Origin of the sequence: Streptomyces sp. NPDC086766 (genome assembly GCF_044746005.1) — a bacterium.
In the GTDB taxonomy this organism is placed as follows: domain Bacteria; phylum Actinomycetota; class Actinomycetes; order Streptomycetales; family Streptomycetaceae; genus Streptomyces.
Genome location: NZ_JBIVBI010000016.1, coordinates 1 through 25,141 on the forward strand (window position 1 = coordinate 1; position 25,141 = coordinate 25,141).

The window sequence follows — 25,141 nt, forward strand, 5'->3', positions numbered from 1 at the left end:
TGTGCTTCACCGAGATCTTGATGTCGCGGAAGTCGTGCTCCTCGAACAGCGACGCCTCCCACAAAGCGCTCTCCACCAGCGCCTCCGGCGTCGCCTTCCCGTACTTCTGCAGCAGACGCCGGTCCAGCGACCCCGCGTTCACACCGATCCGGATCGGCGTCCCGTGCTCCTTCGCCGCCCGCGCGATCTCCCGCACCTTGTCGTCGAACTGCTTGATGTTGCCCGGATTCACCCGCACCGCGGCACAGCCCGCCTCGATCGCCGCGAACACGTACTTCGGCTGGAAGTGAATGTCCGCGATCACCGGGATCTGCGACTTCCGCGCGATCGTCGCCAACGCGTCCGCGTCGTCCTGCGTCGGACACGCCACCCGCACGATCTGGCACCCCGACGCCGTCAGCTCCGCGATCTGCTGCAACGTCGCACCGATGTCCGACGTACGCGTCGTCGTCATCGACTGCACCGACACCGGCGCGTCCCCGCCGACCGCCACGGATCCGACCTGGATCTGCCGGCTCTTGCGGCGCTCGGCGAGCTTGGTCGGAACGGACGGCATGCCGAGAGAAATCGCAGTCATCTGCTGTGCAACCCCAAGTCGTGGATCAGGATCCGGCCCCGTCAGCAGCGGGCTCCAGGCTTCGAGATTACGGCACGGCGGGTCGCCCGAGCACATCCCGCCCCGGCAGACCCGCTCAATGGAAGACGGCCGGGCGGGAACCCCGCCCGGCCGCCGCGAACGCCGCGTGACTACGAGATGCGCACGGGGTTCACCACGTCCGCGATCAGGACGAGGAGGGTGAAGCAGACGAAGATCCCGGCCACCACGTAGGCCACCGGCATCAGCTTCGCCACGTCGAACGGGCCCGGGTCCGGGCGGCGCAGGACCTTGGCCACCTGCCGGCGCAGGGCCTCCCACACGGCGCCCGCGATGTGCCCGCCGTCGAGCGGGAGGAGCGGGAGCATGTTGAAGAGGAACAGCGAGAGGTTGAAGCCGGCGACCAGCATGACGGCCATCGCGAGCTGCTGGCTGGGCGGGATGTCCAGGGTGAAGATCTCACCGCCGACCCGGGCCGCGCCGACGACGCCCATCGGGGAGTCGGGCGCCCGGGGGGCGCCGTCGAAGGCCGCGTTCCACAGGGCGGGGATCTTGGACGGCAGCGCCGCGAGCGAGTCGACGGCGTCGCCCACCCGGTCGGTCATCCAGGTCACGGACTGCCCGAAGTCCTGCTTGACCACCCCGGTGGCCGCACCGAACCCGAGGAAGCCCGCCTTGACGTACTGGCCCTGGACGTAGGCGCCGCTGGAGTCCTTCTTCGGCACCTGGTTGGTGGCGATCCTGGCGTGCAGGGTCAGCTCGCGGCCGTGGCGGTCGACGACGATCGGGACGTCCTTGCCCGCGCTGACGCGGATGCGGTCGGAGAGCGTGTTCCAGTTCTCGGTGCGCACCCCGTCGAAGGAGACGATCCTGTCCCCCGGCTTCATGCCGGCGGCCGCGGCCGGGGAGGCGGGGTCGGACTTCTTGCAGGTGTCGCGGTTCTGGCTCTGCGCGATGACGCACGGGGAGATGGAGCTGACCGTGGTGGTCTGCTGCTGGAGGCCGAAGCCCATGAGGACGGTGAGGAACAGCGCGACGGCGAGGATCAGGTTCATGAAGGGGCCCGCGAACATCACGATGATCCGCTTCCACGGAGCGCGTGTGTAGAACAGGCGGGACTCGTCGCCGGGCTGGAGCTCCTCGAAGGCCGCCGACCGGGCGTCCTCGATCATGCCGCGCCAGGGCGAGGTGGAGCGTGCGGTGATCCGCCCGTCCTCGCCCGGCGGGAACATGCCGATCATGCGGATGTAGCCGCCGAGCGGGACGGCCTTGACGCCGTACTCCGTCTCGCCCTTCTTCCGCGACCAGACGGTCGGGCCGAAGCCGACCATGTACTGGGGCACGCGGATGCCGAAGAGCTTGGCGGTGGACAGGTGCCCCAGCTCGTGCCACGCGATGGAGACCAGCAGGCCGATCACGAAGACGACTATGCCGAGGATCATCATCAGGGACGTCATGCACGCGCCTCCGCGGTCGCCGTCTGCGCTGTCAGTTCGCGGGCCCGGGCCCGTGCCCAGGTCTCCGCCTCGAGGACGTCCGGCACGGTCAGGGAAGTTCCCGTACCGGGTGTGCCGTGCTCCTCGACCACTCGTGTCACGGTGTCCATGATCCCGTTGAAGGGCAGCGCTCCGCACAGGAACGCGTCGACGCATTCCTCGTTCGCCGCGTTGAACACGGCCGGGGCGGTGCCGCCGAGCCCGCCCACGTGCCGGGCGAGGCCGACCGAGGGGAAGGCGTCGGTGTCGAGGGGGAAGAACTCCCAGGTCGAGGCGGTGCTCCAGTCGAAGGCGGGCGCGGCGTCGGGGACGCGTTCGGGCCAGCCGAGGCCGATGGCGATGGGCCCGCGCATGTCGGGGGGCGTCGCCTGGGCGAGTGTCGATCCGTCGGTGAATTCAACCATCGAGTGGACATACGACTGCGGGTGCACGACGACCTCAATGCGGTCGAAGGGAATGTCGTACAGCAGGTGCGCCTCGATGACCTCCAGCCCCTTGTTGACCAGGGTGGCGGAGTTGATCGTGATCACCGGGCCCATGGCCCAGGTGGGGTGGGCGAGGGCGTCCTCGACGGTGACGTCCGCCAGCTCCTCCCCGGTCCGGCCGCGGAAGGGGCCGCCGGAGGCGGTGACGACGAGTTTGCGCACGTCGGCGCGGGTTCCGGCGGCGAGGGCCTGGAAGAGGGCGGCGTGCTCTGAGTCGACCGGGATGATCTGGCCGGGCTTGGCGACGGCCTTGACCAGCGGGCCGCCGACGATGAGCGACTCCTTGTTGGCGAGCGCGAGGGTGCGGCCCGCCTCCAGGGCGGCGAGGGTCGGGGCGAGACCGATGGAGCCGGTGATGCCGTTGAGGACCGTGTGGCAGTCGGAGGCGGCGAGCCGGGTCGCGGCGTCCGGTCCGGCGAGGATCTCGGGGAGCGGCTCCGTCGTCCCGTACTGCGCGCCGAGCGCCTCGCGCAGCGCCGGTACGACGTCCTCGCGGGCGACGGCGACGGTCCGCGCGCGGAGCCGGTACGCCTGCTCGGCGAGGAGGCCGACCCGTCCGCCGTTGGCGGAGAGTCCGGTGACCCGGAAACGGTCCGGGTTGCGCAGCACGAGGTCGGTGGCCTGGGTGCCGATGGACCCGGTGGAACCGAGGATCACCACGTCCTTGGGGCCGTCTCCGGCGACGGGGTCGAAGACGAGGTGCGGGTCGGCGAGAGGGGATGGGCTGTCGCTCATCCCCCCATTGTGGCCGCATCCGCGGCCCGGGAGGACAGCGCGTCCCCCAGGAGGGTGGCGGGCGCCGCCGGGACCGGGCCGCCCCCGGCGCCCGTGGCGGGGCGCCCGGGGGCGGGGGCGGTGGTGAGCGCGAGGTCGGGGTGCGGGGGCCGCTACGGGATGGGGCGGTGCAGGTTCTCGTGCCGGCTGGCGCCGGGGGTGGCGTCCGCGATCCAGGGGCCGTCGCCGGAGGGGTCGATGACGCCTTGCTCCAGCCATTCGTAGGCGCCGCCGAGGACGCCCTTGACGACCTTGCGGTCGATGTCGTCGGTGTTGGTCCACAGCCGGTCGAAGAGTTCCGCGACGCGGATGCGGGCCTGGCGGCAGAAGGCGTCGGCGAGCTGGTAGGCCTCGCGTCCGTGGTCGTCCTGGCCGCGCAGGAGTTCGGCGCGGACGCAGGCAGCGCTCATCGCGAACAGTTCGGCGCCGATGTCGACGACCCGGCCCAGGAAGCCCTGCTTGGTCTCCATCCGGCCCTGCCAGCGGGACATGGCGTAGAAGGTGGAGCGGGCGAGTTTGCGGGCGTGACGCTCGACGTACCGCAGGTGCGTGGAGAGGTCGGCGTGGCCCGCCGGGTGGAACTCGGCGTACGAGCGCGGGAGCTGGCCCGGGCCGGCGACCAGTTTCGGCAGCCACTTGGCGTAGAAGACACCGGCGTTGGCGCCGGCCCGCGCCTTGTCCGACAGCGACTTGTCGGGGTCGATGAGGTCGCCGGCGACCGACAGGTGCGCGTCGACCGCCTCGCGCGCGATCAGCAGGTGCATGATCTCGGTGGAGCCCTCGAAGATGCGGTTGATGCGCAGGTCGCGCAGCATCTGCTCGGCGGGGACCGCGCGTTCGCCGCGGGCCGCGAGGGACTCGGCGGTCTCGAAGCCGCGGCCGCCGCGGATCTGGACCAGCTCGTCGGCCATCTTCCAGGCCATCTCGGAGCCGTAGAGCTTGGCGAGGGCGGCCTCGATGCGGATGTCGTTGCGGTTCTCGTCGGCCATCTGCGAGGAGAGGTCGAGCACGGCCTCCAGCGCGAAGGTGGTGGCCGCGATGAAGGAGATCTTCGAGCCGACCGCCTCGTGCAGGGCGACCGGCTTGCCCCACTGCTCCCGGGCGGCGGACCACTCGCGGGCGATCTTCAGGCACCACTTGCCGGCGCCGGCGCACATCGCGGGCAGCGACAGCCGGCCGGTGTTCAGGGTGGTCAGGGCGATCTTCAGGCCCTGCCCCTCCTCGCCGATGCGGTGCGCGGCCGGGACGCGGACCCGGTGGAAGCGGGTGACGCCGTTCTCGATGCCGCGCAGGCCCATGAAGGCGTTGCGATTCTCGACCGTGACGCCCTCGGAGGAGGCCTCGACGACGAAGGCGGTGATGCCGCCGCGGTGCCCCTCGGACTTGGGCACCCGCGCCATGACGACGAGGAGGTCGGCCACGACCCCGTTGGTCGTCCACAGCTTGACCCCGTCGAGGACGTAGTCGTCCCCGTCCGGGACCGCCGAGGTGGCCAGGCGTGCCGGGTCGGAGCCCACGTCGGGCTCGGTGAGGAGGAAAGCCGAGATGTCGGTGCGGGCGCAGCGCGGCAGGAAGGTGTCCTTCTGCTCCTGGGTGCCGAACATCTTCAGCGGCTGCGGTACGCCGATCGACTGATGCGCGGAGAGCAGCGCGCCGATCGCGGGGCTCGCCGAGCCGGCCAGGGCCAGGGCCTTGTTGTAGTAGACCTGGGTCAGGCCGAGGCCGCCGTACTTGGTGTCGATCTTCATGCCGAGGGCGCCGAGCTCCTTGAGCCCGGTGATGACCTCGTCGGGAATCCGCGCATCGCGTTCGATGCGCGCCGAGTCGATCTTCGTCTCACAGAAGTCGCGCAGCTTCGCCAGGAACTCCTCGCCGCGCTGGACGTCCTCGTCGGCGGGCAGCGGGTGCGGGTGGACCAGGTCCAGCCGCAGGCGGCCGAGGAACAGTTCCTTGGCGAAGCTGGGCTTGCGCCAGTCCTGCTCCCGGGCGGCCTCGGCCACCTGGCGGGCCTCACGCTCGGTGACGCTGGGCCGGTTGCTCGTTGGTGCGGGCATGAGGCTCACCTCGCCGCGAATAGGGATCTGGGGGCGGTACGTTACTGACCGGTCCTACTGGATCGTATGTACCCGATACCGTGTGGACCCACCACCCCTCGCGCGGGCCGCTCGCGGTCGGCCGTCTGTTTCGGGGTGGTTTCACCCAGCATCACGTGACCGTGACGTGAAGGCCAGTTGTGAACTTCTTCACCGGATTCCTATGAATTTCTCGAAAACGCCGGTGAGCGTGCGCAGTTGTGCCATAGGGTCCTCGATCACTTGGGCACGTCCGTTCGGTGGGGAACGGCAGGAGACGGACGGGCCCGTGACGGCGACGTATGGCTGGGGGGCACATGCGGGATGTCGGCGTGTCGGAGTCTGCCGGGGAACCGGGGGCTCAGGCGTCCGGGAACGGGACCGGGACGACGCGGACGGCCAGAACGACCGGGCAGAACGGACTCGGCAGGGAAACGATTCGGCGAAGAGGCCGAACGGGTGACGGCACGGCCCACTGGCATCGGACGGGCGAGGGTGCGGCCGACTGGGACCGAATGGGTGACGGCACGGCCCGCCGGCACCGTCCCGGGGACGGCAAGGCCCGCTGGTACCGGCCGCTCGCCGTGCTCGCCGACACCTGCGGGATCGGGGTCCCGCTGGCCGTGGCCCTGGACGCCGACGGCCGGGACCTGCCGCTCGTCGGCGGGCTGCTGGGCGCGGCCGTGTGGACGGCCATCCGGGCGATGCGGCGCCGCTATGCCGTCCAGCGCCTCGGGGAGTCGTGGGGCGTGCTGGCCGCCTTACGCGACTGGGTGCTGCTGGCCGGGGTCCTGGCGCTGGCACTGGTGCTCTCCGGTGTCGAGAACGGGCCGCGGCCGAGCCTGACGCTGGCCGCGCTGGTGCCGGGGCTGCTGACCGCGGTAGCGGTGGCGCCGATGACGAAGATCCACCTGAACCGGCAGCGGCGCGAGGCACGCGCGGTGCGCCGGGCGCTGGTGGTGGGCGAGCCGGCCGCCGTGGACCATGTCGTCGGACGGCTCGCCTCGCGCACCGACCACGCGTACGTGGTGGTGGGCGTGGTGCCGGTCGGCGACCGGGCCGTGCGGTGCGGGATGCCGGTCGCGGGCCGGCTGGCGGACACCGCCGCGGACGAGGTGCAGGACGCGGACGCGGTACTGCGGGCCGTGGCGGACTCCGGGGCGGACGTGGCGCTGGTCGCGCCGGGTCTGCGGATGACCGGCGAGCGGCTGCGGCACGTGGGCTGGGCGCTGCACGGCGCCGGGCTCCAGCTCGCGGTGGTGCCGGGTCTCACGGAGGTCGCCGAGGCGCGGGTGCGGCCCACCACGGCGGCCGGGCTGACGGTGCTCCAGGTGGCGCCGCCCGCACAGCAGTTCGGGCAGCCGTGGCTGAAGTCGCTGCTCGACCGGCTCGGGGCCGCGCTCGGGCTGCTGGTGCTCTCCCCGGTGTTCGGGGCGCTGGCGCTGGCCGTGCGCGGCTCGTCGCCGGGACCGGTCTTCCACCGGCAGACGCGCTGCGGGACCGGCGGACGGCCGTTCACCATGTGGAAGTTCCGCACCATGGTCGCCGACGCGGAGGCCCGCCGGGCCGAACTCGCGCGCTCCGGGGCCAACCAGCACGACGGGCACATGTTCAAGATGCGCCGTGATCCCCGGGTCACCCCGCTCGGCGCCGTGCTGCGCCGGCTGTCCCTGGACGAGCTGCCGCAACTGCTCAACGTGCTTCGTGGTGACATGTCCCTGATTGGGCCGCGTCCGCCGCTGCCCGACGAGGTGGCCCACTACAGCCCGACGGAGTTGCGGCGGCTGGCCGTCAAGCCGGGCATGACCGGGCTGTGGCAGGTCAGCGGGCGCTCGGACCTCTCCTGGGACGAGACGGTCGCGCTCGACCTCTGGTACGTCGACAACTGGTCGGTCGCCACCGACGTGGAGATCATGACCCGTACCCTGCGCGCCGTCGTCGACGGCCGCGGGGCGTACTGAGGGGGCGGCCGGTGCCCCGCGCCCTTTCCGGGCCGCCGCGCGCCCCGCGCACCGGCGCCGGGTACCCGGGCACGCGCCCGACCCGGCCCGGGGGGATCGCCGCGCGCCCGACCGACGCTGAGGTCACGGCCGTAGACCCCGTGCGAATCGGAGCCACGGCCGCGCGCCCGGCCGGCCCCGAGGCCGTGGCCGCACGCACCCGCTCCGGGATCACGTCCACGAGCAGCCGCTTGGGGGCCCCGGCCGCCGGGCGGGGCCCCGGAGGGGGGCGGTCAGGTGCCGTGCCGGTGCTCCAGCCACCACGCGTAGGTCGAGGCGATGCCGTCGCGCAGGGAGACGGCGGGCTTGAAGCCGAGGGCGGTCAGGCGGGAGACGTCCAGGAGCTTGCGCGGGGTGCCGTCGGGCTTGCCGGTGTCCCAGACGATCTCTCCCTGGTACTCCGTCACCTCCCGGACGATCGACGCCAGTTCGCTGATGGGCAGGTCCTCGCCGCAGCCGATGTTGACCGGGGTGTCGCCGTCGTAGCGCTCCAGGAGCAGCGCGCAGGCCGAGGCGACGTCGTCGACGTGCAGGAACTCGCGGCGCGGGGTTCCGGTGCCCCACAGCACGACCTCGGGGGCACCGGTCTCGCGGGCCTCGTGGAAGCGGCGGACGAGTGCCGGCAGCACGTGCGAGGTGGCCAGGTCGAAGTTGTCGCCGGGGCCGTAGAGGTTGGTCGGCATGGCGCTGACGTACGAGGCGCCGTACTGGCGGCGGTAGGACTGGACCTGGGCGATACCGGCGATCTTGGCGATGGCGTAGGCCTCGTTGGTCGGCTCCAGCGGGCCGGTGAGCAGCGACTCCTCGCGGATCGGCTGCTCGGCGAGCTTCGGGTAGATGCAGGACGAGCCGAGGAACAGCAGGCGCGGCACCCCGGCGGCGTGGGCCCCGGCGATGACGCTCAGCTGTATGCGCAGGTTGTCCTCCAGGAACTGCACCGGAGAGGTGCTGTTGGCCATGATGCCGCCCACCTTGGCGGCGGCCAGCACGACGGCGTCCGGACGGACGTCGCGCAGGAAGGCCTCGGTGCGCGCCGCGTCGCGCAGGTCGAGCTGCTCCCGGCCGCGGGTGACCACCTCGTGTCCGTCGGCCTGGAGCCGGCGGACCACCGCGGACCCGACGAGGCCGCGGTGACCGGCGACGAACACCCGCGCCGGACGCGGGAGCAACGAGGTCGTGGGCTTGAGCGAAGCGTCAGCTGTCATGCGCGGATTGTGCCAGCGGTCGGCGGCCCCGGGGGACTTTCCACGGGAAGTCAGGTCAATTCATAGGAAAACGCGACCTGTTGGTCGCGTCGGAGGGGGTACTGCATGGGCAAGTCGGCACTCATCACCGGGGTGACCGGGCAGGACGGCTCCTATCTCGCGGAGCTGCTGCTGAGCAAGGGCTACACCGTGCACGGACTGATCCGCCGTTCGTCGAGTTTCAACACCGAGCGGATCGACCACATCTACCAGGGCCCCGACGAGCCGGAACGGTCCTTCGTCCTGCACCACGCCGATCTGTCGGACGGGGTGGCGCTGGTGAACCTGCTGCGCGACCTGAGACCGGACGAGGTCTACAACCTGGGCGCGCAGTCCCACGTCCGCGTCTCCTTCGACGCGCCGCTCTACACGGGGGACGTCACGGGACTCAGCACGATCAGGCTGCTGGAGGCGGTGCGGGCCAGCGGCATCGAGACCCGGCTCTACCAGGCCTCCTCGTCGGAGATGTTCGGCGCGACCCCTCCCCCGCAGAACGAGCGGACGCCGTTCCACCCGCGCAGCCCCTACGGCTGCGCGAAGGTGTTCGGCTACTGGGCGACCGTCAACTACCGCGAGGCGTACGACATGTTCGCGGTCAACGGCATCCTGTTCAACCACGAGTCCCCGCGCCGGGGCGAGACCTTCGTGACCCGCAAGATCACGCGTGCGGTGGCCCGGATCAAGGCCGGTCTGCAGGACCGTCTCTATCTCGGCAACCTCGACGCGGTGCGCGACTGGGGCTACGCGCCCGAGTACGTCGAGGCGATGTGGCGGATGCTCCAGCGCGACCAGCCCGACGACTACGTGGTGGCGACCGGCGAGGCGGCGAGCGTCCGGCAGTTCCTGGAGGTCGCCTTCGCCCACGCGGGCCTGGACTGGACGGAGTTCGTCCGTTACGACCCCAAGTACGAGCGGCCCAGTGAGGTCGACGCGCTGATCGGGGACGCCTCCAAGGCGGCCGAACTGCTCGGCTGGACGCCTTCGGTGAGGGTGCGGGAACTGGCCCGGATCATGGTCGACGCCGATGTGGCGCGACTGGAGGACGAGTTGGCCGGCACCGCCGTCCGCGTGGACCGCTGAGGCACGGATGCCCGGCGCCCCGCGCGCGCCACTTCCCCCCACCCCACCCCACACCAGGGACGCCCCCCACGCAGCACCACGTACCACCCGCTCGCACCGCTAGGAGAAGGAATGCACCGCAGATCCAAACAGCCCGGACTCCCCGGCCGCGGGTCCAGACACCGCCGGAGCCTCACCGCGCTCGCCGTCGCGTGCGCCGCTCCGCTGCTCTGCCTGCCGCTCACCGCCACCGACGCCGGCGCGCTCACCCCGCCGGTGTCCCTGACCGCCGACGACCTCTCCACCTGGCAGACGAACGGCGTCGTGTACGCCCTCGCCCAGGCGAACGGCACCGTGTTCGCCGGGGGCACCTTCTCGGCGATCCGCCCCGAGGGCACCGACGCCGGGGACGCCGCGGAGCGGTCGGCGGTGAACTTCGCCGCGTTCGACGCGGCGACCGGCGCGCCCACCGGCTGCTCGCTGTCGTTCACGGTCGGCAGCGGCACCGCCACGGTCCGGGCGCTCGCGGTGTCCCCGGACGGCAGAACGCTGTACGTCGGCGGGTACTTCGGCGCCGTCAATGGGGTCGGCGCGAGCAGCCTGGCCGCCATCGACATCGCCACCTGCACGCCCCGCGCCGACTTCCGCCCCTCGGTGCCCGCGACCGTGCGGGCGCTCGCCGTGACCGGCTCGACGGTGTACTTCGGCGGCGACTTCACCAGCGTCCAGGGCAGCACCCGGCAGCGGTTCGCCGCCGTCGACACCGCCGGCGACCTCACCCCCTGGACCGCGAACGCGGACGCTCCGGGGCGGGCGGTGGAGGTCACCGCGGACGGGCAGCACGTGGCGGTCGGCGGCGACTTCTTCACCGTCAACGGCAGCGACTCGCACGCCCTGGCCATCACCGACGCCACCAGCGGCGCGGTGACCCGGGCCTACCCGCGGGGCTTCTTCCCGGACACCTCCGTCGTCAAGGACATCACCGCCGACGCCACCGGCGTCTACACCGCCAACGAGGGCACCGGCGGCGGCGTGTTCGACGGGCGGACGGCGTTCGAGCCGGACACGTTCGCGCAGCGCTGGCGCGACACCTGCCTGGGCGCCACCCAGGCCCTGCAGCTCTACAAGGGCCTCGTCTACAGCGCCTCGCACGCGCACGACTGCTCCTCGATGGGCGAGTACCCGGACGGACAGCGCCGCCATCTGCTCGCCGAGGGCGTGAGCGACCCGCGCCTGGTGGGCTGGGCCCCGGACACCAACGACGGCATCGGCGAGGGCATCGGCCCGCGCGTGTTCGCCCTCGCCCCCAAGGGCGGGACGGACTACCTGTGGGTGGGCGGCGAGTTCACCACCGTCAACGGCACCGCCCAGCAGTCGCTGACCCGGGTCTCCTCCGGGCCGGACACCGGCGCGCCGACCGTGCCGCAGGTGCGGGTGGAGAGCCTCGATCCCGGCAAGGTCGCCGTCCACTGGCGCTCCAGCTACGACACCGACGACAGCGACCTGACGTACCGGATCTACAAGGACGGGGGCACCACCCCGGTCCAGGAGATCCCGGCGTCCTCCCTGCCGTGGTCGCGCCCGCAGCTGACCTGGACGGACACGGACGTGTCGGCCGGGGAGACCCACTCGTACCGGATCAGCGCCTCCGACGGCACCAACACCTCCGGCAAGTCGGCCGCGCAGTCGGTGCAGGTGGCGTCCGCCGCGGCCGCGTACCCTTCGGCCGTCCGCGGTGACGGCGCCTCGCTGTACTGGCGCTTCAACGAGACGTCGGGGGCGTACGCGGCCGACAGCTCCAGCGGCGACGACAGCGGTGTGCACTGGAACGCGCCGAGCCAGGCGGTCGCCGACTCGGCGACCGGGTCCGGCTCGTCGGTCGGCTACACGGGCTCGCAGAGCGAGTGGACGTACAGCGACAAGCTGCACAGCGCTCCGTCGGCGTTCTCGCTGGAGCTGTGGTTCAAGACCACGTCCACCAACGGCGGCAAGCTCATCGGTTTCGCCAACAAGGTGCAGCTGGCCTCCACCCGTTACGACAAGCACGTCTACATGACCGACGGCGGGCAGCTCGTCTTCGGCGTCTACCCCGGGTCGGTCCGCACCATCAGCACCCTGCAGGCGTACAACGACGGCAAGTGGCACCACGTGGTCGCCACCGAGGGCGGCGACGGCATGAAGCTGTACGTCGACGGCTCGCTGCGCGCCTCCAACCCCCTCGTCACGGGCAACCAGGCGGGCTCGGGCTACTGGCGGGTCGGCGGTGACAACCTGGACTCCTGGACGAGCAAGCCGACGAGCCGGTACTACACCGGCCTGATCGACGAGGTGGCCGTGTACGGCAAGGTCCTGTCGTCGAGTCAGGTGCTCGCCCACTACAAGCTCGGGACGGGCGCTTCATGAAGAGAAGTGCGCTCGCGGTACTTTCCCTCCTGCCGCTGCTAGCCGCCTGCGGCAGCTCGGGCGGAGGCGGGCCGCGCCCCGCGGCGGCCGCGAGCGGCACCCCGCTCCCGGCCGCTCCGGCGGTGTCCGCCCCGGCGGCCGGCGCCTCCGCGGCGACGCCGTCCGGCAAGGCGCCGGCGGGCGGCGCCGCACGGGGCCCGCGGAACACCGTGCCCGACGGGAAGATCACCCCGGCCACCGGGTCGTTCACGAAGAAGGAGAAGAAGTACCTGGCGGGCCGGGTGCCCGAGGGCACCGATCCGGCGGCGATCCTGCAGGCCGGGCAGGACACCTGCGACCGGCTCGCGTACACGGCCAAGATCGACCGGGACGCGGCCGTCGGCGCGGTCATCGCCGGCGACATCAAGGGGGCAGAGGCCGCTGTGGACGGCCTCTGCCCGGAGCTGAAGCCGCTCGTCGCGGCGACCCGGGGCGGCTATCCGGACGGCACCCACGCCGCTCCGGCGCCGGGCACCTACCGGGCGCTGACCCCGTCGAAGGACTGCTCCTGGTCCCTCGACGGCGCCGGCGGCAGCACGCACACCATCACCGTGCGGAAGGGCACCAGGACCTTCACGTCCACCGGGTGCTACGCCTGGGCCCGCGCCTGACCCCGTCCCACCGTGGGGGCCGCCGCCCGGCGGCCCCCGCATGACGGGCGCACGGCGGTGCCCGGCCGTCCCGCCACCTCCGCTCGGGCCCGCGCGGGCCGTGTCCGGCGGGTCCCGCGCGCGGTGGCGGACGTCAGGGGTGGGAGAGGGAGCCGTACAGCGTGTGGAGGCGGTCGGTGACCGCGTCCAGGGAGAAGGACGTGCGGGAGAGCTGCCAAGCCGCCTGTGAGGCCCGGTCGTTGGCGTCCGGGTCCAGCAGGGAGAGGATCTCCGCCGCGAGGTGGTCGGAGGTGCGGGCGACGCGGCCGGCGCCGCAGCGGGCGAGGTCGTCGGCGAGCCCGTTGGTCGGGGTGACCACCGAGGGCACGCCCACCGACAGCGCCTCCAGCACCGACATCGGGAACGGCTCGTCGACCGAGGGCAGTACGTGCACATGGCTGCGGCGCAGTTCGCCGAGGACCGCGCCCGGGGCGAGGGTGCCGAGGTAGTCGACGGAGCCCGCGACGCCGAGGGACGCGGCCAGCTTCAGCGCCGTGTCCAGCTCGCCCTCGTCCGCCCCGGCCAGCACGAAGCGGGCTCCGGGGTGCCGGCGCAGCACCTCGGGGGCGGCGGCGACGAAGTCCGCGGGACGTTTGCGGGCCTGCATCCGGGCCAGGTAGAGCAGCCGGGGCGGGCCGTCCGGGCGGGGGCGGCGCTCCTGCGCGGGCACGCCGTTGACCAGCCGTACGTGGTTGCCGGGACCGGTGCCGCCCAGGACCGCGTCCAGGGCCTTGCGCTCGTACGACGTCAGGTGCAGGAGCGCGTCCGCGCGGCGCAGCACGCGGCGGACCGCCACGGCGTCGAGCAGTCTGGCGAGGACCTTGTCGCTGGGGTCGACCATGCCGTGGGTCTGCACCACCAGCGGGCGCCCGGCGCTCAGCGCGGCCAGTGCGACCGGCAGGGTGACCAGGTCGCGGGCGAGGTGCACGTGGACGACGTCGGCGGCGCGCACCAGGCGGCGGGCGCCGGCCAGCAGCGCCGGCGAGGTGATCCCGCTGAAACCGGCGCCGGGCAGGACGCGGCGGGCCGGGTAGAGGCGGGCGGGGCGGCCGTCCACGTCGGACGGGAGCGGCCCGTCGAAGCCGGAGCCGAGGGCGACGATACGGCTGTCGACGCCGCGCGCGGCGAGGCCCGCGGTGAGGTTGACGGCGACCCGGACCGGGCCGCCGAAGGCCTGCGTGGGAGTGTGCAGGGTGACGGCGTGCAGGGCTCTCACGGGGTGCGCTCCTTCGCGGCCGGTTCCCGCACGGGCTCCTTCAGCGGGCGGGTGCCCTGCGCCGTGTGGAGGGTCAGGTCGGGCAGGTCCCGGGCGAGGACCGTGCCCGCGGACACCACCGCGTGCCGTCCCACCGTCACGCCCGCGAGCACCGTGGCCCGCGCGGCGATCCACGCGCCGTCCTCGACGCGGATGGGCGCGTTGCGGTACCGGAAGTCGGTGGTGCGGTGGTCGTGGCTGCCGGTGCACAGCAGCGCCTCCTGGGAGACGCACACGTGGGCGCCGATCGTGACCGGCTCCAGGTTGAGCAGCCAGGCGCCCTCCCCGATCCAGGTGTGGTCGCCGACGGTGAGCTTCCACGGCCACAGCACGCGGACCCGGTGCCGGATCAGCACGCCCTCGCCGATCCTCGCGCCGAAGGCCCGCAGCAGCGCGACACGCAGCCGCGCCGGGCAGAACCAGGCCATGAAGAGCGTGTTCAGCACGCAGAACCACAGTGCCTGGGCGACGATCCCGCGCCCCTTGTCGTAGCCGGACAGTGTGAACGTTCGCAGATCGCGCAAGAGTTCCCCCTCCTCCGCGCTCCACCCTAGGGATTCCCCCCGCGGCCCGCACACAAATCCGTAGACTCTGTGAACGAAGGGCGGAGGGGGGGGCTTATGGCGGCGGGAACACCGGCTGCCGGATCACCGGCTGCCGTACGGCCGTTGCGGACCGACCCGGCCGAGGCGCGGCGCGGTTCACGGCGCGGGGCCCTGCGGCGGGTGCTGGCGCTGCCGCTGGTCCTGGGGCTGACCGTGCTGCTGCCGGCGTTCGTCACCCTGCGCCAGGGGGCGGGCCTGCGCGACCAGGCGTACTGGCTGCAACTGGTCCTCACCGTCTACGCGGCGGCCCGGCTGTCCGCGATGATCCTGGGCCGGCACCGCAAGCTGCTGCAAGGCACTTTCTGGCTGTTCGTCTACATGGCCATGGGCATCGCCCCGCTCGCCCAGGCCGTCATGGGCAAGTACCCGGTGCCGGTGGCCGGTTCACGGTCGGACCTGGCGCTGGCCGTCGGCCTGGTGCTGGTGGCGTGCGCCGCGTTCGACGCCGGGGCGCTGCTGGTGCGGCCGGGGGTGCGGCCGACCGCGCGCACGGTGTTCCGGCCCGCCACGGTGGCGCGGCGGCGGCTGGCGGTCCTGGTGGCGCTGGCGTTCGCGGGCAGCGGGCTGTTCGTGGCCAAGCTCGGCGGGCTCGGGGTCTTCTTCGCCAGCCGGATGGAGATCACCCAGTCGATCGGGAACAGCGGTGTGGGCGACGGCGGTTCGCAGGCGGGCACGGCGATGCTGCGCGGCTTCGGCACGGTCCCGGCGCTCCTCGCGCTCATGGTGGTGACCCGCTGGCTGATCACCTCGCCGCGAGCCCGGCGGCGTCCGCTGCCCTGGCTCACGCTGGCCGCCCTGGCCGGTCTGAACGCGATCGTCAACAACCCGATCTCCAACCCGCGTTACTGGTTCCTGACCGTCCTGCTCGCCCTGTTGTTCACCGTCTTCCCGCAGAGCCCCGCGATGTACCGGGCGGCCCTGTCGCTGGGTGTCGCCGCGGCCGTGCTGATCTTCCCGTTCGCCGACCGGTTCCGCTACGACAGCGCCAACACCCCCGCCGCCGCCCGGACGTCGTCGGTCCTCGACCCGCTGGTGCTCAAGGACTACGACCAGATGGCGATGTTCGCCAACACCATCACGTACGCCGACGCGGGCAACGGCCACACCTACGGGCGCCAGCTGACCGGTTCCGCCCTGTTCTTCGTGCCCCGGTCGGTGTGGACGGCGAAGCCGCGGGACACCGGGGTGATGGTGAGCGAGTGGATGGCGGCGGCCAACACCAACCGCTCCTCACCGCTGTGGGCCGAACTGTGGCTGGACTTCGGGGCGGTGGGCATGGTCGCCGGGTTCGGGCTGATCGGCTGGGTGGCGGCCCGGGTGGACCGGCGCTACGCGCACCGGGTGGTGCGGGCCGGACCGGCGAGCATTCTCACCCTGGCCGTCCCGCTGGTGGCCGGCTACTCCTTCATCCTGCTGCGCGGCCCGCTGCTGCAGGCCTCCGGGCGGATCGCGATCGCGGTGCTGTGCCTGGCGCTGATCACGACACTGCGTCCGGAGCGGTGGCGGCAGCTGCACTGACGGCCGCGGGCCGGCCGGGCGCCCGCACGGCCCGCAGCCAGGCCGCCGCGCCCTTGAGCACCGAGCCCACGCACAGACCCCAGGCGGCGCCCGCGACCCCGGCCCAGGCGTACCCGGCGAGCAGCAGCCCGGCGGACACCGGCGAGAACACCAGCTGCACTGGCAGGGTGGTGCGGGGGGCGAGCACCCGCAGCGCGAGCAGCCCGCACACGCCGAACGCCATCGCCGCGTACTGGGCGCCGGTGGCCGGCAGGACCCGGGCCGCCGACTCCCAGGTGTCGCCGAGGAGTTGCCGGCCGTAGCGGGTGGGCAGCGCGTACAGCACGGCCGCCCATCCGGCGGCGAGGGCGGCCAGCGCCCCGCCGGCGGCCAGCGCCGCGCGCCGGGGCGCGGGGTGCCGGCCGAGCAGCGGCGGACCGAACCCGGTGGCCGCGTTGAAGGCCACGTTCAGCGGCCCGAACAGGGTGGTCGCGCCGCGCAGCGCGCCGACCGCGAGCGGGGTCGCGAACAGGCCGAGGGCCAGGACGGCGAGCTGGCTGGTGGCGTTGCCGACGCCGAACTCGACCAGGAAGCGGCGGCCGAGGTGGCCGCGGCCGACGTAGCGCCCGAGGTCGGTGCCGGCCCCCCGGACGTACGGCCGCAGCAGGGCCAGGGCCAGCAGCAGGGCGGGCAGCGCGGACAGGCCCCACACCAGGGTGGCGCGGGCGGCGGAGGCGCCGCCCGGCTGCGCCGCCAGCAGCGGCAGCGCGGCGCCGAGCCGCAGCAGGTCCGTGGCGAGCGCCAGGTGCGGTCTGCGCAGCACGGAGAAGCAGTAGCGCAGGGTGTCCTGGGTGAGGGTCACCGGCAGCACGAGGCCGAGCGCCCCGTACACCGCCGCGTCCGAGGACAGCAGGGCGGAGCCGCCCGCGAGCAGTGCGCCCAGCACGGCGGAGGCGCTCGCGGTGAACGCGGCCGCGCCGCGGCAGGCCCGCCCCAGCGTCTCCGGCTCGCCCCGGCGCAGCACCAGCTCCTGGCCGACGTACGCCCCGAAGGCGCCGAGCAGCACGGTGAAGACCACGTACGCCGTGGCGAACACGGCGAAGGTGCCGGCCTCGCTGTGCCGGGCGACCAGAACCAGGACGGCGATGTTGGTGAGCGCGCTCACCGCCTGGTCGAGGACCGAGCACAGGACGGCGGTGCGCGCCCTCACCGGGTGCCCGAGGACAGGGTGTCCCGGGGGACGGTCTCGGCGGGCAGCGCCCGCGCCCGGGCCGGGACGGCGGTGGCGCCGGCCCCCCGGCGGCGGCGGCCCCTGCGCCCGCTTCCGGCCGGGTGCAGCACGGCGCCGAGCACCTGGCCGCCGGCCCCGTCGATCAGCTCGCGGACGCGCTCGAGCGCGGTCCGCGCGGTGGTGCGCGGGTCGCACACGACGACGACTCCGTCGACGCGGTCGACGAGCGCGAGCGCGTCGGCGTAGGACAGCACGGGCGGGGCGAGGACGACGACCGTGGTGTTCGGGGCGTCGGCCTGGTCGATGAGGCGGGTGGTGGCCGCGGAGGTGAGTGCGCGGGCCACGTGCGGCACCCGGGTGCCGGGGACGAGCTCGAAGGTGCCGGACTCCCCGGCGTCCACCGTGATGTGCCGGCCCCCGGGCCACGGATTGCCCTCGGCGGTGCGCCCGTTGGCCCAGCCGGCGCGCGCCCCGGGCGCCTCGGGCAGCCGCCCGTCGAGCCCGGGACGGCGCAGGTCCGCCTCGACGAGCAGGGCCGACATGCCGGTCTCGGCGAAGCGGGCGGTGAGGTTGACCGCGACGGCGGCGGCGGTCGTGCCCTCGCCGTTCGGCTCGACCACCAGCAGCCGCCGGCGGTCGGCGAAGTGCCGGTCGTAGGCCAGCCGGAAGGCCACCGAGCGGTACTGCTCGGCGAGGGCGCCGTCCGGGGCGAGCAGCGGCTCCTCGGGCGCCTTCGGCAGGACGCCCAGCACGGGGGCGCGCAGCGCGCGGGCCACGGTCTCCGCGGAGCGGGCCGCCGGGTCGAAGATCATCCGCAGCCAGGCGCCGAGCAGGCCGAGGGCCAGGCCGACCACCCCGCCCAGCGCGATCAGCAGCGGGGTGCCGAGGCCCTCGGCGCCGGTCGGCGGCTCGGCGGTGACGGTGACGTAACCGGGCGTGGTGTCCAGTGCCTTGAGCTCGCTGATGCTGTTGGTGAGCTGGGTGATCTGGCTGAGCAGATTGGCCTGGGCGGCCAGCACGGTGCTCTTCTCGGTGTCGCCCTGGAGCCGGTCGATCTGCTTCAGCAGGTCTTCGCGCTGCTTGGCGAGCGGGTTCAGCTGGTTCTGGTAGCCCTTGACCATCGTGGCGACGGTGCCGGCGGTCTGCTTCTCGCGGTAGTCGAGATAGGCCTCGGCGAAGGCGTTGGCGCCCCGCGCGGCCGCCCGCGGGCTGCCGGCGACGTAGCTGAACCTCAGCACCAGCGTGTCCGGCGGGTTGGTGACCTGCAGATGGCTCTGCAGGTCACCGACGTCCGCCGGGCCCCGGCCGAGCTTCAGCGCGGCGCGCGCGGCCACCGCGTTCCCGGCGGCCGTCTGCCGCTCGCTGCCGATGTTGACCTGCTTGTCGACGGAGATCCCGCTCGCCGCGTACGGGTTGATGGTGGCCGCCCGGACGAGCACCTCGCTGGAGGACTCGTACGTCGGCGCCGAGCCGAAGGCGAACCAGCTCCCGGCGAGCAGCCCCGCGGCCAGCCCGCCGGCCACCAGGACGCGGTGCCGCAGGACCTGCTGCACCTGGTCGCGCAGGAGTTCCGGCTCGTCCTGCTGCCCCCGTGCCTCTTCGTTCATGCGCGTGCCGCTCCTTCGTGCGCGGTGGTGCCCTGTTCCAGTGCCTCGGCGAGCAGGCCGTCCAGGCGGCCGAGGCCGTCCGCGCGGCTGAGCCGTTCGTCCACGTACGCGGGGCCTCGGGCCCCCAGCCGGTCCGCCGCGGCGGCGTCCGCCGCGAGCTCCCGTACCGCCTTCAGCAGGGCGTCCGGGTCCTCCGGTGGGACCAGCACCCCGGCGCCCGAGCGGCGCACCTCGTCTGCCGTGCCGCCCTCGGCCGCGACCGAGGCGAGGACCGGACGCCCCGCGGCGAAGTAGGAGGTGAGCTTGGACGGCACGCTCATGTCGAGCACGGAGGCCCGCTGGGTGACCGCGAGGACGTCGGCGGCGGCGAGGACGTCGGGGAAGTCCGCCTCCTCGGCGGGCGGCAGGAAGCGCAGGTTGGGCAGGTCGCCGGCCCGCTCCCGGAGGGCCGCGCGCTGGTTGCCGTCGCCCATGAGCACGACGTCGACGCCGGGGTCGAGGCGGGCCGCGTCGACGAGGACCTCCAGGCCCTGCTTCAGGCCCATGTTGCCGGAGTGCAGCACCACCGGACGGTCGCCGGACCAGCCCAGCCGGGCCCGCGTCTCGGCGCGCGGCCGTGAAGGGCGGGCCACGTGGGACCAGTTGGGCACCAGCCGGATGCGGGACGGGTCGACGCCCATCGCCTCCACCCGGGGCCGGAAGCTGTCGTGAATCACGCCGACGAGCGTGGCGCGGCCCAGCGCGTAGCGCTCGGCGCGGGCCGCCGCCGCGGCCGCGCGGTCGCCGCCGCTGATGCCGCTCTGCGCGGCCGCGGCGCCCATCAGGTCCTGCACGACCGGTACGAAGGGAACCCCGTGGCGGCGCGCGATCCGGGCGGCGGCCACCGCGCCCGCCAGGCTGGGCATCTGCGCGACGACCGCGTGCGGGCGGGGCATCCGGGGCGGCGCGGCGAGCTGGTGGGCGAGCAGGGAGGCCTCGAACAGGGCCCGGCGCACGGCGGTCTGCCGGGCGGGCACGGTGTGTCTGCGCCGGTGCACGGTGACCCCGCCGCGTCTCTCCGTGGTCCGCCAGAAGCCCGCGTACTCGGGGTCGAGCCGCCAGGACGGGTAGTGCGGCATGCCCGCGAGGACGTGGGTGTCGGCGCCGCGGGCCGCCCAGTGCTCGGCGAGCTGGGTGGCGTACGGGCCGATGCCGGTGTGCTCGGGCGCGTAGTTGGTGGACACCAGCAGCACACAGCGGCCGGTCAGGTGCAGGTGTTCGCCGTGCTCGGTACGGGCATGCGCGGGCTCGAATCCGGTCAACGCCGGTCCCCTTCCCCCCAGAAGCGATCCTCGCCCACCTTAACCGTTCACGGGATCTCCAGGTGGGCTTCACAGTAAGGTCGGTGGACCATCAACTGCCTTTGGCGGATTGACGTTCACTGTGGGGGGAGAACGCATGGTCCATCGTGTCGGTTATGCACCCGGGGTCTACGACCTGTTCCACATCGGCCACTTGAACATCCTCCGGCACGCCCGCAGCCAGTGCGACTACCTGGTCGCCGGCGTGGTCTCGGACGAGATGGCCCGGCTCGCCAAGGGGCGCGCGCCCGTGGTCCCGCTGCCGGAGCGCCTGGAGATCGTGCGCAGCGTCCGGCACGTGGACGCCGCGTTCGTCGAGACCGTCCCCGACAAGCTGGAGACCTGGCAGCAGGTCCGCTTCGACGTCATCTTCAAGGGCGACGACTGGCGGGGCACCGAGAAGGGCGAGCGGCTGGAGCGCGACTTCGCGACCGTCGGCGTGGAGGTCGTCTACTTCCCCTACACCGTCCACACCTCCAGCACCCTGCTGAGCAGGGCCCTGGACGCGCTGGTCACGCCGGGTTCCGGGGAAGCGCGGACAGCTCCCTGAACCACTTGGCGAGGAACGCCACGAGGAACAGCGCGTGCACGGCGGCGAGGACGGCGTACGCCCCGCGGAACAGCCGCGGCTCGCCCAGCGTGAGGAACACCAGGCAGAACACCCCGTAGTCCACCGGCAGCAGGGCCACCGCCCGCAGCCGGGAGGGCGGAGCCGCCGGGGTGCCGGCCGGGGTCCGGCCCCGCTTGAGCTGCTCGGTCAGCAGGCCGGCGCAGAAGGTGAGCACGGCCGCGAGCTGGAAGGCGAGCGGCAGCAGCAGCCAGCCGGCGCCGGGAAGGCCGAAGAAGCGGTAGAAGGAGATCAGCACCGCCGTGTGCAGCGCGACCATCTTCGCGCAGTCCACCACGTGGTCCAGCCACTCCCCGGCCGGACCGCCCTTCCCGGTCAGCCGGGCGAGCTGCCCGTCGGCGGAGTCGAAGGCGAAGCCGACGACCAGGGCGGCGTACACCGCCAGCGCGAGCGGCCAGGAGGGGCGGCCCAGGGCCACCGCCGCGATGCCGGTGAAGGTGAACGCCCCGCTGATCAAGGTGACCTGATTGGGCGTCAGTCCGAGCCGGTACGCCCCGGCCGCCAGATACCGGCCCGCCGGCCGGTTGACGTACCGCGAGTACAGCGACACGCCCTTCGCCGACTTCTGCGCCCCGCGCAGCTCCCCCAGCACCGTCGTCCCCACGAGCCCCCCTCGCGTCCCCGTAGCGTCTGCGCCGTGCCCCCGGCGCGGCACCGCCCCCGGCACCACGCGACCGTCATGATGACATCCGCGTCGGGGCGCCGGGGGCGGAAGGCGGGATCAGAGCGCGAGACCGGTCAGGACGAGGACCCGCTCGTAGGTGTAGTCGTCCATCGCGAACCGCACGCCCTCGCGGCCCACACCGGACTGCTTGGCCCCGCCGTACGGCATCTGGTCGGCGCGGTAGGACGGGACGTCGCCGACGACCACGCCGCCGACCTCCAGGGCGCGGTGGGCGCGGAAGGCGCTCTGCAGGTCGTGAGTGAACACGCCCGCCTGCAGGCCGTACTTGGAGTCGTTGACGGCGGCGAACGCCTCGGCCTCGCCGTCCACCTTCTGCACGGTGAGGACGGGCCCGAAGACCTCCTCGCAGGAGAGCGTCACCTCGGCCGGCACGTCGGTGAGGACGGTCGGCGCGTAGGTGGCGCCGTCGCGCTCGCCGCCGGTGAGCAGGGTGGCTCCGGCCTCGACGGCCTCGGTCACCCAGGACTCCACGCGCCGGGCGGCGTCCTCGCTGACCAGCGGGCCGACGTCGGTCTTGTCGTCGGCGGGGTCGCCGGTGACCTGCGCCTCGACCGCGGCGACGATGCGGGGCAGCAGCCGGTCGTAGACGGCGGCGTCGGCGATCACGCGCTGCACCGAGATGCAGGACTGGCCGCCCTGGTAGTTGGAGAAGGTGGCGATGCGGGTCGCGGCCCAGTCGAGGTCCTCGTCGCTGGCCCAGTCGGCGAGGACGACGGCAGCGCCGTTGCCGCCCAGCTCCAGGGTGCAGTGCTTGCGCGGCACCGAGTCCATGATCGCGTAGCCGACCTTCTCCGACCCGGTGAAGGAGATGACCGGAAGGCGCTCGTCCTGCACCAGCGCGGGCATCCGGTCGTTGGCGACGGTCAGGATGCTCCAGGAGCCGGCGGGCAGGTCGGTCTCGGCGAGCAGCTCGCCGAGGATCAGGCCGGAGAGCGGGGTGGCCGGGGCCGGCTTGAGGATGATCGGGGCGCCCGCGGCGATGGCCGGGGCGACCTTGTGGGCGCACAGGTTCAGCGGGAAGTTGAACGGCGCGATGCCGAGGACGACACCCTTCGGGAAGCGGCGGGTGAGCGCGAGGCGCCCCTGGCCGCCGGCGTCGGTGTCGAGGCGCTGGGCCTCGCCGCCGTTGAACCGCCGGGCCTCCTCGGCGGCGAACCGGAACACGGAGACGGCACGGCCGACCTCGCCCCGGGCCCACTTGATCGGCTTGCCGTTCTCGGCGGAGATCAGCTGCGCGATCTCCTCGGTGCGCTCGGCGAGCCGCGTGGCGACGTGGGTCAGGGCGGCGGCGCGCACGTGCGCCGGGGCGGCGGCGAACTCGTCCCGCACGGCGTACGCGGCGGCCACGGCCTCCTCGACCTGGGCGTCGGTGGGCACGCTCACCGTGCCGACCAGGCGCCCGTCCCACGGGTTGGTGACGTCGAAGGTGTCCTCGCCGGTGACCTGGCGGCCGGCGAGCCAGAAGGCGTGGTTGGAAGTCATAGGAGTCCCGGCCCTTCCGCGTTGAGTGGGGTGTTCTCGGCTTGCGGGCTCCACGGTAGGGCGGGCCAGGCCGGGGGTCGTTTGTCCGACCCGTAGCAGTGGCGGGCGCGGACGCTACGAATTGGCCTACGGCCGCCGGGGCGCCGGCCGCTCCGCGCGGCCGGGCTCACTCCGTCGAGGTCGCCTTCAGGGCCAGCCAGAGTTCCATCCGGACGTCCGGGTCGTCCAGGGAGCGGCCGAGGATCTCCTCGACCCGGCGCATGCGGTACCGCAGGGTGTGGCGGTGGACGCCGAGGTCGGCGGCGGCCGCGTCCCACTGGCCGTGCCGGGAGAGCCACGCCCGCAGGGAGGCCACCAGGTCCCCGCGGCCCGTCGCGTCGTGCTCGTACAGCGCCCGCAGCAGCCCGTCCGCGAACGCGCGCACCGCGTCGTCGGCCAGCAGCGGCAGCACCGAACCGGACGCGACCTGCTCGTGCTCCACGCACACCCGGCCGCGCCGCCGCGCCACCGACAGCGCCTGCTCGGCCTGCTTGTACGCCCCGGCGGCCGCGATGGGCCCGGCCGGCGCCGACAGCCCCACGACGAGCTCGTCCTCGTCCCCGCCGCCCGACTGCTCCCGTACCGCGGCGGCCCGGGCGGCCTCCAGCGCCGCCGCGTACTCCGTGCAGGCCGCGACCGCCGCGCCGCCGTCCGCGGCCAGCACCACCAGCCGCTGCCCCTCGGGCACCACCAGCACCGTCTCGCCGGACCGCGCGGCGGCCGCCTCCGCGACCTCGGCGAGTCCCGCGAGCGGGTCGCCCGCCGCGCCCGCGGCGGCGAGCACCCCGGCCGGGGCCGCCGGCGCCGACCCGGCCCGCGCGGAACGGGAGGTGGAGGAGCCGGACACCGGGGAGTCGGGCGCGGCTGGGCCCGGCGCGGGGGCGGCGGGTACGGCCGCCGGGGCGGAAGCGGCGGAGGGCGGGGAGGACGGCACGCGTGCGTGGACGTCCGCGCGCGCCCGGGCCGCCGACGCCGAGGCGGACTCGGCGACGATCACCCGGAACGGCGCGTCCAGCAGACCGCCGTAGAGGTCGCCGGCGACCGCGCGGGCGTGGTCGGGCTGCCCGGCGAGCAGCATCCGCAGCACCGCCGCGCCGATCCGCTGCTCGGCCGCGTGCAGCGAGCGCGACCGCTCGGTGGTGAGCGTCAGCAGCGCGATGGCGGAGTGGACGGCGTAGCGCTCGGCGGTGCCGAGGGTCGCGGCCGTGCCGACGGCGAGCGCGGCGCGCGGGCGGCGCCCGGTGCCGATGGAGTGCAGCTCGACGCGGTCCTCCGTCTCGGGGCCGCCGACCACCGCGCTCGCGGGCGCGGGCCGGTCCCGCAGCCGCTCGACCTCCGCCGTGAGCCGGGCGGCCCGCCGCACCGCCCACTCCGGCGCGGTCGCGACGACGGCGCCCGAGGCGTCGTACAGCGCCGCCCAGCCGTCGACCTGGGCCGCGAGCGCGGCGAGCAGACCCTCCGGCCCGGCGTTCAGCGCCTGCCGGGTCAGCTCGCGCTGGGCGGCGAACCCCGCCGTGACCGACCGGTACTGGTCGGCGGCGATGGCGGCGGAGACGGCCTTGCTGATCGCGAGGAAGGGGGTGCGGCGGGGCACCTCCAGCAGCGGCAGGTCCTCCTCCTCGGCCGCGGCGACGAGCGCCTCGGGGATCTCGTCGTAGTTGACGCCGACGGCGAAGCCGAGCCCGACGACCCCCGCGCCGGCCAGCCGCTTCACGTAGCGGCGCATGGCCTCCGGGTCCTCCGCGTCCAGTTTCAGCGCGGTGACCAGCAGCAACTCGCCGCCCTCCATGTACGGCACCGGGTCGGCGAGTTCGCTGACATGGGCCCAGCGGACGGGGACGTCCAGGCGGTCCTCGCCCGCGCGCACGGTCAGTTTCAGCGCCGAGTGGTGCACGAGCGAGGCGAGCGTCGGGGGCATGAGGCCTTCAGGTCTGCGGAGATCGGGTGATCATTGT

At 73.7% G+C, this 25,141-nt stretch carries 19 protein-coding genes; 6 read left to right on the forward strand and 13 right to left on the reverse strand.

Annotated features, from left to right (window positions below):
• The 4 genes from ACIPM1_RS26125 to ACIPM1_RS26140 all read right to left on the reverse strand — a co-directional run.
• Positions 1-577 (reverse strand): flavodoxin-dependent (E)-4-hydroxy-3-methylbut-2-enyl-diphosphate synthase (locus tag ACIPM1_RS26125; protein WP_402438718.1); only part of this gene is annotated, 577 nt, incomplete at its 3' end.
• Positions 578-747: 170 nt separating this feature from the next.
• Positions 748-2,052, reverse strand: coding sequence for a M50 family metallopeptidase (locus ACIPM1_RS26130; RefSeq protein WP_402438720.1), 1,305 nt, complete (start codon positions 2,050-2,052; stop codon positions 748-750).
• Positions 2,049-3,311, reverse strand: a complete 1,263-nt coding sequence (gene dxr / locus ACIPM1_RS26135; RefSeq protein WP_402438722.1) for a 1-deoxy-D-xylulose-5-phosphate reductoisomerase — start codon at positions 3,309-3,311, stop codon at positions 2,049-2,051. The genes ACIPM1_RS26130 and dxr overlap by 4 nt, the downstream gene beginning before the upstream one ends.
• 152 nt (positions 3,312-3,463) lie before the next feature.
• Entirely contained in the window at positions 3,464-5,404 is a 1,941-nt protein-coding gene (locus tag ACIPM1_RS26140) for an acyl-CoA dehydrogenase family protein (RefSeq protein WP_356191311.1), read from the reverse strand.
• A gap of 533 nt (positions 5,405-5,937) precedes the next feature.
• Here ACIPM1_RS26140 and ACIPM1_RS26145 point away from each other — a divergent pair.
• On the forward strand, positions 5,938-7,383 hold the full coding sequence (locus ACIPM1_RS26145) for a sugar transferase (RefSeq protein ID WP_356191309.1): 1,446 nt from the start codon (positions 5,938-5,940) through the stop codon (positions 7,381-7,383).
• A gap of 272 nt (positions 7,384-7,655) precedes the next feature.
• Here ACIPM1_RS26145 and ACIPM1_RS26150 read toward each other — a convergent pair whose 3' ends face one another.
• Positions 7,656-8,627, reverse strand: coding sequence for a GDP-L-fucose synthase family protein (locus ACIPM1_RS26150; protein ID WP_402438724.1), 972 nt, complete (start codon positions 8,625-8,627; stop codon positions 7,656-7,658).
• Positions 8,628-8,732: 105 nt separating this feature from the next.
• On the opposite strand from ACIPM1_RS26150, the gene gmd reads away from it, so the two are divergent.
• The 3 genes from gmd (at position 8,733) to ACIPM1_RS26165 (ending at position 12,778) form a co-directional block, all read left to right on the forward strand.
• Positions 8,733-9,746, forward strand: coding sequence for a GDP-mannose 4,6-dehydratase (gene gmd / locus ACIPM1_RS26155; RefSeq protein WP_356191304.1), 1,014 nt, complete (start codon positions 8,733-8,735; stop codon positions 9,744-9,746).
• 111 nt (positions 9,747-9,857) lie between these two features.
• Positions 9,858-12,128 carry a LamG-like jellyroll fold domain-containing protein gene (locus ACIPM1_RS26160; protein WP_402438726.1) on the forward strand — a complete coding sequence of 757 codons (2,271 nt, stop codon included), beginning with the start codon at positions 9,858-9,860 and terminating at the stop codon, positions 12,126-12,128.
• Complete coding sequence (locus ACIPM1_RS26165) at positions 12,125-12,778, forward strand: hypothetical protein (RefSeq protein ID WP_402438728.1); 654 nt, start codon at positions 12,125-12,127, stop codon at positions 12,776-12,778. Before ACIPM1_RS26160 ends, ACIPM1_RS26165 begins: the two co-directional genes overlap by 4 nt.
• Before the next feature lie 133 nt (positions 12,779-12,911).
• On the opposite strand, the gene ACIPM1_RS26170 is transcribed toward ACIPM1_RS26165, so the two are convergent.
• Positions 12,912-14,033, reverse strand: a complete 1,122-nt coding sequence (locus ACIPM1_RS26170) for a glycosyltransferase (protein WP_402438730.1) — start codon at positions 14,031-14,033, stop codon at positions 12,912-12,914.
• Positions 14,030-14,596 carry a WcaF family extracellular polysaccharide biosynthesis acetyltransferase gene (locus ACIPM1_RS26175; protein WP_402438732.1) on the reverse strand — a complete coding sequence of 189 codons (567 nt, stop codon included), beginning with the start codon at positions 14,594-14,596 and terminating at the stop codon, positions 14,030-14,032. The genes ACIPM1_RS26170 and ACIPM1_RS26175 overlap by 4 nt, the downstream gene beginning before the upstream one ends.
• Before the next feature lie 96 nt (positions 14,597-14,692).
• Between ACIPM1_RS26175 and ACIPM1_RS26180 the strand changes: the two genes are divergently transcribed.
• Positions 14,693-16,195, forward strand: coding sequence for a hypothetical protein (locus ACIPM1_RS26180; protein ID WP_402438734.1), 1,503 nt, complete (start codon positions 14,693-14,695; stop codon positions 16,193-16,195).
• Here the strand turns inward: ACIPM1_RS26180 and ACIPM1_RS26185 are convergent.
• From ACIPM1_RS26185 to ACIPM1_RS26195, 3 genes are read right to left on the reverse strand one after another with little or no spacing between them, the layout of a single operon-like run.
• Positions 16,155-17,384 (reverse strand): hypothetical protein, encoded by a 1,230-nt coding sequence (locus tag ACIPM1_RS26185; protein ID WP_402438736.1) that lies wholly within the window; start codon positions 17,382-17,384, stop codon positions 16,155-16,157. The two genes, ACIPM1_RS26180 and ACIPM1_RS26185, sit on opposite strands and share 41 nt — an antisense overlap.
• Positions 17,381-19,012: a lipopolysaccharide biosynthesis protein gene (locus ACIPM1_RS26190; protein WP_402438737.1), complete on the reverse strand. Its 1,632-nt coding sequence runs from the start codon at positions 19,010-19,012 to the stop codon at positions 17,381-17,383. The genes ACIPM1_RS26185 and ACIPM1_RS26190 overlap by 4 nt, the downstream gene beginning before the upstream one ends.
• Entirely contained in the window at positions 19,009-20,238 is a 1,230-nt protein-coding gene (locus tag ACIPM1_RS26195) for a glycosyltransferase (RefSeq protein ID WP_402438892.1), read from the reverse strand. The genes ACIPM1_RS26190 and ACIPM1_RS26195 overlap by 4 nt, the downstream gene beginning before the upstream one ends.
• Before the next feature lie 211 nt (positions 20,239-20,449).
• Here ACIPM1_RS26195 and ACIPM1_RS26200 point away from each other — a divergent pair, with 211 nt between their 5' ends.
• Positions 20,450-20,902 carry an adenylyltransferase/cytidyltransferase family protein gene (locus ACIPM1_RS26200; protein ID WP_356191283.1) on the forward strand — a complete coding sequence of 151 codons (453 nt, stop codon included), beginning with the start codon at positions 20,450-20,452 and terminating at the stop codon, positions 20,900-20,902.
• Here the strand turns inward: ACIPM1_RS26200 and ACIPM1_RS26205 are convergent.
• The 3 genes from ACIPM1_RS26205 to ACIPM1_RS26215 all read right to left on the reverse strand — a co-directional run bounded on the left by ACIPM1_RS26205 (position 20,865) and on the right by ACIPM1_RS26215 (position 25,104).
• Positions 20,865-21,584 carry a CDP-alcohol phosphatidyltransferase family protein gene (locus tag ACIPM1_RS26205; RefSeq protein ID WP_402438740.1) on the reverse strand — a complete coding sequence of 240 codons (720 nt, stop codon included), beginning with the start codon at positions 21,582-21,584 and terminating at the stop codon, positions 20,865-20,867. The genes ACIPM1_RS26200 and ACIPM1_RS26205 overlap by 38 nt on opposite strands.
• Positions 21,585-21,701: 117 nt before the next feature.
• A complete protein-coding gene (locus tag ACIPM1_RS26210) occupies positions 21,702-23,147 on the reverse strand; it encodes an aldehyde dehydrogenase family protein (protein WP_402438742.1) in 1,446 nt (481 codons plus the stop codon).
• Between the two features lie 166 nt (positions 23,148-23,313).
• Complete coding sequence (locus tag ACIPM1_RS26215) at positions 23,314-25,104, reverse strand: PucR family transcriptional regulator (protein ID WP_402438744.1); 1,791 nt, start codon at positions 25,102-25,104, stop codon at positions 23,314-23,316.
• Positions 25,105-25,141: the final 37 nt, after the last annotated feature.